Annotated in this window: 8 protein-coding genes and 1 pseudogene; 5 read left to right on the forward strand and 4 right to left on the reverse strand. The window is 41.3% G+C overall.

Annotated elements, in window-relative coordinates; translation table 11 throughout:
• From ilvA to can, 4 genes are all read left to right on the forward strand, one after another.
• Nucleotides 1-1,554, forward strand: a complete 1,554-nt coding sequence (ilvA, locus tag HYD28_03990) for a threonine ammonia-lyase, biosynthetic (GenBank protein QLE08191.1) — start codon at nt 1-3, stop codon at nt 1,552-1,554.
• 129 nt (nt 1,555-1,683) lie between these two features.
• Nucleotides 1,684-2,688, forward strand: a complete 1,005-nt coding sequence (locus tag HYD28_03995; GenBank protein QLE10479.1) for an ABC transporter substrate-binding protein — start codon at nt 1,684-1,686, stop codon at nt 2,686-2,688.
• Nucleotides 2,689-2,738: 50 nt separating this feature from the next.
• On the forward strand, nt 2,739-3,917 hold the full coding sequence (locus tag HYD28_04000) for a methyltransferase (GenBank protein QLE08192.1): 1,179 nt from the start codon (nt 2,739-2,741) through the stop codon (nt 3,915-3,917).
• A gap of 18 nt (nt 3,918-3,935) precedes the next feature.
• Nucleotides 3,936-4,598, forward strand: coding sequence for a carbonate dehydratase (gene can, locus HYD28_04005; protein ID QLE08193.1), 663 nt, complete (start codon nt 3,936-3,938; stop codon nt 4,596-4,598).
• 45 nt (nt 4,599-4,643) lie between these two features.
• On the opposite strand, the gene HYD28_04010 is transcribed toward can, so the two are convergent.
• On the reverse strand, nt 4,644-4,907 hold the full coding sequence (locus HYD28_04010) for an accessory factor UbiK family protein (protein QLE08194.1): 264 nt from the start codon (nt 4,905-4,907) through the stop codon (nt 4,644-4,646).
• 111 nt (nt 4,908-5,018) lie between these two features.
• Between HYD28_04010 and rep the strand changes: the two genes are divergently transcribed.
• Nucleotides 5,019-7,031, forward strand: coding sequence for a DNA helicase Rep (gene rep / locus HYD28_04015; GenBank protein ID QLE08195.1), 2,013 nt, complete (start codon nt 5,019-5,021; stop codon nt 7,029-7,031).
• Here the strand turns inward: rep and HYD28_04020 are convergent.
• The 3 genes and pseudogenes from HYD28_04020 to elbB form a co-directional block, all read right to left on the reverse strand.
• The gene (locus tag HYD28_04020) at nt 7,021-9,585 is read right to left on the reverse strand and encodes a diguanylate cyclase (GenBank protein ID QLE08196.1); all 2,565 of its coding nucleotides are present in this window, start codon (nt 9,583-9,585) and stop codon (nt 7,021-7,023) included. The genes rep and HYD28_04020 overlap by 11 nt on opposite strands.
• 201 nt (nt 9,586-9,786) lie before the next feature.
• Nucleotides 9,787-10,179 carry a cytochrome c5 family protein gene (locus HYD28_04025; GenBank protein ID QLE08197.1) on the reverse strand — a complete coding sequence of 131 codons (393 nt, stop codon included), beginning with the start codon at nt 10,177-10,179 and terminating at the stop codon, nt 9,787-9,789.
• Nucleotides 10,180-10,360: 181 nt separating this feature from the next.
• Nucleotides 10,361-11,012, reverse strand: a pseudogene (gene elbB / locus HYD28_04030) (isoprenoid biosynthesis glyoxalase ElbB).
• Nucleotides 11,013-11,024: the final 12 nt, after the last annotated feature.

The raw sequence follows: 11,024 nt of genomic DNA on the forward strand, positions 1-11,024 counted from the left end.
ATGGTTTCTCAAGAGCTCGATTATTTTCGCGCTATCATTCAAGCGAACATGGAGCCGCTTGCAAAAGTCACTGAGGTTAGCGAAATGGCTGATCTTAGTGCTCGGCTAGGCAATCATGTGTGGTTAAAGCGTGAAGACCAACAACCTGTTTATTCATTTAAACTACGCGGTGCATTTCATAAATTGAGCAAATTGCCAAAAGGTTCTGATGTGATTACAGCATCGGCTGGTAATCATGCGCAAGGCGTAGCTCTAAGTGCTTCATTTTTAGGGCATAAAGCAACTATTGTTATGCCTGTTACAACACCAGAAATTAAAGTGAATGCAGTGCGTTCTTTAGGTGGTGAAGTGGTATTACACGGCCATCATTTTGATGCTGCAAAGGCTCATGCTCTAGAGCTCACAGAGCAGCGCAATGGGGTGTTTGTACCACCGTTTGATGATGCAGATGTGATTGTTGGTCAAGGTACCGTTGCTCGTGAATTAATGCAGCAACTCAATGATCTTGATGCAGTCTTTATTCCTGTAGGCGGAGGTGGTTTACTTGCAGGCATGGCAGTGTACATTAAGTCGTTACGTCCTGATATTAAAGTCATCGGTGTTGAAGCCGATGAGAGTGCCTGCTTAAAAGCAGCCCTTGAAGCAGGTAAGCCGGTTGAGCTTGACCGTGTTGGTAGCTTTGCAGATGGTGTAGCAGTAAAAGTCATCGGCACAGAAACGTTTCGTTTAGCACAAAAGTTTTGTGATGAAGTGGTGACTGTAACGGGCGATGAAATCTGCGCAGCAATGCAAGATATCTTTGTTTCGACTCGCGCTATAGCTGAACCTTCAGGGGCATTATCAACAGCTGGCTTGAAAAAATGGTGTCAACAAAATGGAGTGAAAGGTTTAAATGTAGCCGCGATTTTATCGGGTGCAAATTTAAACTTCGACCGCTTACGTTATGTTGCTGAACGAACAGCTCTTGGCGAAAAGAACGAAGCATTGCTTGCCGTGACTATCAAAGAAGAGAAGGGCAGCTTTAAGCAGTTTTGTAACTCGTTAGGTGGCAGAGCTATCACCGAATTTAATTATCGCTATGCAGGCCCTGGCGAAGCACAAATCTTTGTAGGTATTGCTTTAAGACAAGGCCAACAAGAGCTTGATGAGCTAAAAGCGACACTGACAGAAAACGGCTATACGTTTTGTGACCTATCAGATAACGAGCTGGCTAAATTGCATATTCGTTATATGGTTGGTGGTAAAGCGCCAGCTCAACTTCATGAGCGTTTATTACGCTTTGAGTTTCCTGAATACCCAGGCGCACTGGCACGATTCTTAGATACCCTTGGTAGTAACTGGAATATTACTTTATTCCATTACCGCAACCATGGTGGATCGATTGGTAATGTGCTGGCGGCCTTTGCTATTGAACCGAGTGATTATGAGGTATTCAATGAGCATTTGAACCGTTTGGGATACAACGTTCAAGATGAAACGAACAACCCATGTTTCACCCAGTTCTTAACTAGCCAAGGTCAAGAACTTAGTGAAGTTAAAGCGGCAAATCAGTAGCTTAATATAATCAAGACTGTTCACTAGCAGTCTTGATTTTTCCTCTATTTTTCCTATAGTTAATGCACGGTTCTCGAGCAAGGATGATGCGTGCAAGGTATAAAAAGCCTACTAGGGTTAATCTGTTTAATGCTCTCTATGAGCGCACTGTGCGCTGATAAAGTTAGCTTACAATTAAAATGGACTCACCAGTATCAATTTGCAGGCTATTATATGGCTGCAGAAAAAGGCTTTTATAAGGAAGCGGGCCTTGATGTCTCTATTATACCTGCCGATCCAAACCACCCAGATACCTTCCCTAAAGTGTTAAGCGGCAAAGCTGACTTTGCTATTACTCACTCAGGCATATTACAAAAGCGCCAGCAAGGCGCACCGGTTGTTGCCCTTGGGGCAATATTGCAGTTTTCGCCTTATTGCTGGATGGTAAAAAATAACTCAGATATTTTTCAGCCTAGAGACTTTGCTGGTAAAAAGCTAAGTAAAATCGGTTCAATAGAAAATGCTGAGTTACTGGTGATGTTACAGCGTGCAGGATTGAGCCTAGAAAGCTTGATGGCAGCTAGCCATGAAGGAGGCGTTAAAGAGTGGCTCGCCGGTGATATAGATGCGGTGCAAGTTTATGTCACTAATGAGCCTTACACGATGACATTGCAAGGAGTAGGTCACCGACTCATTTGCCCGCAAAAGTTTGGTTTGAATGTGTATGGCGATATTTTATATACCTCTGAGCAATTTTTAGCGAAAAAGCCAGAGGTTGTTGAGCGCTTTTATCGTGCCAGCTTAAAAGGGTGGCGTTATGCCTTATTACACTTAGAAGAAAGCATCGATGTAACCAAGCAGCACTATGCTACCCAGAAAAGCGTACAAGAGCTGGCCTATGAAGCGCATGTTTTAAAAAGCTACATCCAACCTCCAGGAATTAATCTAGGTAATATGTCGATGGCAAAGTGGCGCTTGATTGCAGATTTATATGGCTTAGATCAGGATGAGTTTGATCAGGCTTTTGAAGGCTTTATGTATGATCAACAGCAAACAGAAGGGTTTGAGCTATCTTGGATGCTGATCCTTGCAATCATTTTAAGTATTGCATGTGTGCCATTGTACATTCGCTTGATCAGCAGTAACCGACGTTAAATAAGATAAAAACTGTTATACTGCTTTTTATTTCTTGTCGCTAAGTAGTTATGACACTTGCCGAGCACTTTGCTGCCTTAGATGCACTGCTATTTTCAACCCGCCAATACTGGCAATGTACCGCATTTGATTTTGATGATCTTCCTTGGCCTGAATTAGCCCACTTATTATGGGCGCTGGATGACCAACAAGTGAGTGAACTAGATGCCGATCAGCAAGCTTTATATCGTTATTTTGCTGATGAAATTGAAAACATTGAACAGCTGGCTGAGTTGTGTGAGTTACCTGCTATCAATTTGGCTCGTAATGAGTTTCCGTTTTGGATAAGTAATGGCATTAAAGGCCGTAAATTTGAGCAATTACAAGACTTTGTTGCAGCTGTTAGTCAGCAGTCATTTAACCAGCCCGTTTTAGAATGGTGCGCAGGTAAGGGGCATTTAGGTCGTATGTTGGCATTTAATGGAGCGCCAAGTGTACATAGCATTGAGCTACAACAACACTTGTGTGATCAAGGTCAGCACAGTGCTAAGCAACAGCAATTGGCAATGCAATTTTCACAAGCTGATGTATTAACCGACGACACCGATGGTTTTTTTGAGCGCCAGCAGCATGCAGTTGCTTTACATGCCTGTGGTCGTTTGCATCAAACATTTATGCAGCAAGCGAGCAAAGCGAAAACCCAGCAAATCAGCTTTTCACCATGTTGTTATCATTTATTCACAGATAACGCCTATCAAGCAATGAGCGAGCCTGCAAAACAAAGCCAGCTTGCGCTTACTCATCGCGATTTAAAACTAGCGCTGCAAGAAACTGTGACCGCACCAAGCCGAGTTGATAAGGTAAGAAAAACAGAAGTTGAATGGCGACTTGGATTTGATGCATTACGTAAATCACTCACTGGTGAAATGCACTATGTAAGTGTGCCATCAGTGAACAAAGCTATTTTTTCTGATTCTTTTGGTTCATTTTGTTTATGGGCTGCTGAGAAAAAATCATTATCACTGCCTGAAGGTATTGATTACAATAAGTTTTTAACTATAGGTAAAAAACGCAAAAGGGTTACTGAGCGAGTTGAACTCGTCCGACATGTATTCAGAAGGGCAATTGAAGTTTGGCTCGTGCTCGATCGTGCTTTATATTTGCAACAACAAGGTTATCAAGTAACAGTTAGTACGTTTTGTGAAAAGCAGCTGACACCAAGGAATATCTTGATCCAAGCTAATTATTAAATACCGTAAAGAGGCGCAATGAGAAAGTTAAAAAATTTATTCGAAAATAATAGACGTTGGGCTGCGCGTACGAGTGAAAGTGATCCTGAGTTTTTTAAAATTCTATCAATGCAGCAAAATCCAGAGTACCTGTGGATCGGTTGTTCTGATTCACGTGTACCTGCAAATGAAATAGTAGACTTGCTACCTGGAGAGTTATTTGTTCATCGAAACGTAGCAAATGTCGTTGTTCATACTGATCATAACTGTCTTTCGGTGATGCAATATGCCGTTGAAGTACTTAAAGTGAAGCACATAATGGTCGTTGGCCACTATGGTTGTGGTGGTGTACAGGCGGTATTGAACGGAGCGAGTTTTGGTTTAATTGATAACTGGCTTCGTCATGTAGGTGATGTAAAAGAAAAACACATTGAACAACTCAACTCATTACCAGAACAAGAGCGTTTAAATAGCCTGATAGAACTCAACGTTATTGAACAAGTACGTAATGTTTGCCGTACTAATATCGTCCAAGATGCCTGGGCAAAAGGTCAAGATTTAACAATCCATGGTTGGGTTTATGGTTTAGCCAATGGCCACCTTAATGATTTAGAGTCGGTAGTAACTTGTGCTGAAGAAGCCAGTGATACATACGGAATTGCGGTTAAGCGTGTTTTCGAACGCGTTGCCGAAAAAAGTTAATACCGAATATGGTAGAAAAAAGGAGAGCTAATTAGCTCTCCTTTTTTATTGTTCGTCTTGTTTGCTAGCAAGTTGCTGCTCAAGTAAAGCAACTTTCTCTTCAAGCTCAGTGAGTTTCTCACGAGTACGAATAAGTACTTGGCTTTGAATATCAAACTCATCACGGCTTACAAAGTCCATCTCAGCAAGTTTGTTTTGAATAGCTTGCTTAGTCTTGCCTTCGACTGTTTCGGCAAGGTTTTTCACGCCTTGTGGCATGTTATCAGTGATTTGCTTAGCGATTTCTTCAAGTTTTGCTGGGTTAATCATCTTCGTCCCTTGAGTCACGTAAAAAAACAATCTTACCTTATTGGCTAGGCGTAGTGTAGTGATTACGGTAAAATTGCCCGTCCTATCTTTGGATAATTTCTTTAGGGGCTTATGAAACTCAACCCAAAACAAGATGAAGCGGTAAAATATATCAGTGGACCGTGTCTGGTATTAGCCGGTGCGGGTTCAGGTAAAACGCGTGTTATTACTAATAAAATTGCTTACTTGGTGCAAAAGTGTGAGTACCAAGCACGTAATATTGCCGCAGTTACATTCACCAATAAAGCTGCAAAAGAAATGCGTGAGCGTGTAACGCAAACACTGGGCAAGCAAGAGTCGAAAGGCTTATGGGTTTCAACGTTTCATACGCTTGGGCTTGAGATTATCAAAAAAGAGTTAACTACTTTAGGTTTTAAACCTGGTTTTTCGTTGTTTGATGACCAAGATACCAACCAGTTATTAGCTGAGCTGACCGAAGAAGAGCTTAAAAAGGACAAAGATTTACTTAACCTGCTGAAGATGCAAATAGGTAGTTGGAAGAACGAATTGATTCTACCTGAGCGTGCTGTTCGCGAAGCCCGTGAGCCGCAAAAAGCGTTATTTGCTCAGTTATATGCTCGTTATCAAAATCAACTGCGCGCCTATAATGCCCTTGATTTTGATGATCTGATCATGATCCCAACTTTATTGCTTAGTCAAAATGTCACGGCACGTGAGCGCTGGCAACAGCGTTTTCGTTACTTGCTGGTGGATGAGTATCAAGATACGAATACTAGTCAGTATCAGCTAGTTAAGCTATTAGTGGGTGAACGAGCCCGGTTTACCGTGGTAGGCGATGATGATCAATCTATCTACTCATGGCGTGGTGCAAAGCCACAAAATCTGGTGCTATTGAGTAAAGATTTTCCGGGCTTACGTTTAATTAAGCTAGAACAAAACTACCGAAGTGCTGGACGAATTCTTAAAGCTGCAAATATTCTGATTGCTAATAACCCGCATGAGTTTGATAAAAAGCTATTCAGTGAACTTGGTTATGGTGAGCCCATTAAAGTAATTGGTTGCCGAGATGAAGAGCATGAATCTGAGCGAGTGGTTGCAGAGATCATTTCTCATAAATTCATGAAGCGCACTAGTTATAAAGATTATGCGATTTTATACCGTGGTAACCACCAAGCGCGAGTGTTTGAAAAAGCACTCATGAGTAACCGTATTCCTTATAAAATCAGCGGCGGTATGTCGTTTTTCTCTCGCTCAGAAATCAAAGATATCATGGCGTACTTGCGCTTATTGGTGAATCAAGACGACGACAACGCATTTTTACGTATTGTTAATACGCCACGTCGTGAGATTGGTACTGTCACACTGGAAAAGCTAGGTACCCTTGCTAATGAAAAGCATATCAGCTTATTTGCTGCATGCTTTGAGCCTGAGCTTGCGCACCGATTAAAAGGGCGTGGCTTTAATGCCTTAGCTGGCTTTGCCCGTTGGGTAGTTGAGCTATCTGATAATGCAGTTCGGGGTGATACCCTTGAAGCAGTAAAAGAACTAGTTAGACAAATTAATTACGAAGCTTATCTATATGAGTCATCACCGAGTGCAAAAGCTGCTGAAATGCGCATGAAAAACGTCTCAGAGCTATATCGTTGGATCACCGATATGCTGACAGGTGATGCAGATAACCCACCGCTGAACCTTGCTGAGGTGGTTAGTAAACTGACCTTGCGCGATATGCTTGAGCGTAACGAAGAAGAGGACGAATCTGATGCCGTGCAATTACTAACATTACATGCTTCAAAAGGCTTAGAGTATCCGTATGTGTTCATGGTTGGCATGGAAGAGGGCTTATTACCGCACCAAGTAAGTATTGATGAAGATAACGTTGAAGAAGAGCGTCGTCTTGCCTATGTAGGAATTACACGCGCCCAGCAAGAGCTAGTAATGACCTATGCTAAAATACGTCGTCAGTTTGGTGAAACCTCAGACACAGAGCTAAGTCGCTTTGTGCAGGAGTTACCACAAGATGACTTAGCCTTTGAAGCGAAGAAGCCACCTTCCTCACAAGCTGAGCGTATGGAGAAAGGCCAGGCACGAGTGGCTAATTTAAGAGCGATGCTTAAGAAGTAATGAATTGTGCGCTAGGTGCTTCGTGCTCGAAGGGAGCCAGCGCATGCTGTTTACCAATAAACAGCGATAATCCGTGCTTATCTAGCAAAGTGCGGTAGTTAAAAATCGACGGACCTTTAGCTATTACTTGGATATTTTGCAGCTTAGTGATAGCTAAAACACCTTGTAGTTGCAAATGATAATTCTCTTGCTGTAGAACACGCTTACTGAATGTTGAACTCAACAATAAGTAATCGAACTGGAACTCAGTTAATAAGTTTAACTCACAGCGATCTTTAGCAAATTCATTTAAACCAATCGAAAACCCTTGTGCGACCAAGCTTTTTAAGTTTTCAATTTGTATCGCTGAAGCGTAACGAATTTCTTGTTCGTTGAACAATAAACACATTCTATTTGAATCGTGTGCGTTTAATAACTTACACAGTGCCTGAAAGTTAATACGCTCTAAAACTAATCCTGAACAAGAAAACAGTACTTTTTCGAGTTGGCTGTTACTTGCTAGGGAAAAGGCTTGTTTTAGTAGATTAAGCTCAACTTCGAAGTGCTGAACACGATCGGTCGCAAATTTTTTGAGGACTTCAAAGCTAGTGCTACCAAGCACAGGGTGCTCACCAAATGCTTCTAGTAAAGACTCAGCGTGAGTTTTTTCATCCAAGGTAATGATTTCTGCACATCTAAAGTGCATAGGCAAATCATCTAGGTGATGCATATTCTCTACATCATGCTGTACATTACTGGCATTAAGCAGTGGATGAAAACACTCAAAGCGATTTCGGCCTGCATTTTTGGCGTAATACATCGCGGCATCTGCATCGCGAATAATTTCATCAGTGTGTTTGTAGCTTGGTTTTGAGTAGGTGATACCAATACTGGCACCACTTTGAATACATTGACCTTTCATACAGAAAGGTTTTTTCATAATTTCGATGATACGTTTTGCAACATCTTGGGCTTGCTGTTGTTCAGTTAAGTGAGTTAGCAATACCACAAATTCATCACCACCTAAGCGTGCGAGTAGATCATGCTCACGAATACAATGCGAGAAAGACTCTGCAACACCAATTAAAAATTGGTCACCTGCCTGATGACCAAGGTGATCGTTTATATCTTTAAATTTATCAAGGTCAATAAATAGCACCGCAAATTGCTGCTCTGGGTAGCGCTGGTAATGCTGCAATGTTTTTTCAAGCTGAGTTAAGAACAAACTGCGATTAGGTAAACTAGTTAATGAGTCGTGGTGTGCATCGTGATACAACTGTTGTTCTATTTTTTTTCGCTCTTCAATTTGCATTTGCAGGTGCATATTAGCTTGGCGAAGCTCTTTAGTTTTTTCAGTGACTCGATGTTCCAATTTTTGGTGACTGAGCTTTAACTCTTGGTTGGCTAGATGAGTTTGGATAACGTTAGCAATTTGATGTGATACAAATGTAATTAGCTCACAATCATCCTGACTAAACTCATGTTTATTATTATAAGCTTGGCAAACAATGAGACCTATAACACCTTGCGAAGTTTTGAGCGGAGCACCTAACCAACTAGTCGCAGTGCGCTCTGATGGAACATTAACAGGCCTCTCTACAACGCCAAGTTTGATGAGCTCTTTTGCTCTTTCACTGTCTATGACCTGGCACTTTTCAGTGCTGAGAACCAGTTCACTGTAGCCTTTAGCAAATGGTCGTGGTTTGCCATTATCGTTAAACTCATCGACGCAATAAGGAAAACTCAACCAATGAGATTGTTGGTCATACAATGCGATGTATAAGTTATCTGCATAGGTAATATTTTTGATAATGCTATGAACATGCTGATATACATCGTCAAGGTTTTTACTTTGCGTTGCCAGCTCTGATATTTTGAATAGCAGTTGTTGGCGTTCGAGAGCATTTTTGCGCTGTTGAATTTCGTCGTTAAGTGCTTGGTTACTTTGAGTTAATGCACGGGTTCGAATTTTAACTTCAGACTCTAGTAGTTCACGCTTTTTCACTCGTTCAATTGCTGTTGCTAAGTAAAGTGACATAGCTTCTAGCAATTCAATTTGTTGCTCTGAATAGCATTGGTTTATGTCGTAGCTTTGCGCAACCATTACGCCAATAATGACTTTTTCACGGTAGACGGGTACGCCCACCCAGTGCTCTGCAGGTGTACCAAAACATTTAAGTAAGCCTTGTTCAACAGCTTGCTCAGTCTGTTGTTTGGTAAAGTAGCTGGTTTTACCTTGCTTGAATACATAACCCGTTAAGCCTTCTTTGAAGTACTGCTCATACTTTAATGGTACAGAAAGACCATCTTTTTCATCAGCGAAATAAGACAACTCAAGAGTATCGTAAACCGGGTTATGCAATACAACGAAGAAGTTTTTACTCGGAATATAGTCTTGTAAAATATTATGAATAGCGGGATAGAGCAGGGTTAATTCGGCAACAGTACTTGCTTGCTCTGATAATTGTAAAAGAGCATTTTGCAAGTGATGTGATTGCTTATACTTTTGTAAAAGCGATTTTAAGCGAGCATTCTTACGGGCTAGCTTATCAATGTGTGTTGCTGAATCTTCCAATGATTTAGAACCAGAACTTATTGTTGTTTAAATTTCGTCCTATATAGTTCCACTTTTTTATTAGATCGTCAAGTAACAGATGTTAACAAAATGGTAATTTATTATGGGTCTGAATTGGCTACAGAGCTAGCTTAGCGCTTTAAAATAGACATAAAAAAAGGGCCTAATAAAATTAAGCCCTTAGTATTAGTTTTAAAACTATTATTTGCTAGTCATGAAATCGATAGCAGCGCTGATTTCATCTTCAGAACAATCCATACACGTACCTTTAGGAGGCATTGCGTTGAAACCGTTAAGCGCGTGATCTAAAAGTGTATCTTTACCTTTAGCGATACGAGGAGCCCAATCATCAGCTGATTTAGGAGCACCTAGTGCGCCAGTACCATGACAAGCAAAACAAGCTGCTTGGTAAACTTGCTCACCAGAACGAGGACCTGTAGGCTCAGCAGCGGCCGCAGCTTTATCACCTTCTAGATATACAGAACCAATTGGCGCTAGACGCTTTTTAATTGCATCTTCAGTCAAAGAGTTGTCATACGCTTGTGCATATGCCGTTGTTGCTAGCAGTAATAATGCAGCTGATAGTTTTTTCATTTTGCCTTGCTCACTTCGGTTTGAACGTGATCAATCACGATATCTGACGGAAATTAGAACGATTATAACGCTAAGCCACAATTTATAAAATGATCTAAAAGGCTTTTTCTATAGAAAAACCTTCATTTTTTGCGTTAGCGCAAGAAAAGCCTGCATTAGATGCTGGCTATTTGCCCGATTATTAAGCGAGTTCTAATACTTTTTTTACTAATTTTTCGATACCTGCGTCAGCATCTAAAATGCTTTGTGCCAACATATAAGCAGGGGTTGTGACCACTTTATGCTGCTGATCAACAACGATCTCATTAACTGCACAGTTTCTGATGTGCACCGCCAAGCTGCTCGATAGCTGCTGCTGTATCAGCGTCGTTACCAATGGTGGTTTTGACACCCTTGCCATATATAAGTGGAAGCATCGCAGGGGCAATGCAAATATACCCAGCCGCTTTATTGGCCTCGACAAAGGCTTTCGCTGTTGTAAGTACATCACTTTGAACTTGGGCATCTACGCCCTTGACTGCAAAATCTGATAAGTTTTTCGCGGCACCAAAACCACCTGGTACAATCAAAGCGTCGAATTCATTTACATTTAGCTCTGTAAGGGCTTTAATTTCACCACGTGCAATGCGAGCAGCTTCAACTAACACATTACGGTTAGGTGCCATTTCTTCACCTGTTAGGTGATTAATGGTATGCATTTGTTCAATATCAGGTGCGAAGCACTCATAGCTCGCGCCTGCTTTGGCTATATGTAATAAAGTTAATACTGACTCATTGATCTCTGCGCCGTCGTAAACGCCGCAACCTGCTAAAATAACTGCCACTTTTTTCATTTTTGAACTCTC

The organism is Pseudoalteromonas shioyasakiensis, from assembly GCA_013391845.1.
Classification (GTDB): Bacteria; Pseudomonadota; Gammaproteobacteria; order Enterobacterales; family Alteromonadaceae; genus Pseudoalteromonas; species Pseudoalteromonas apostichopi.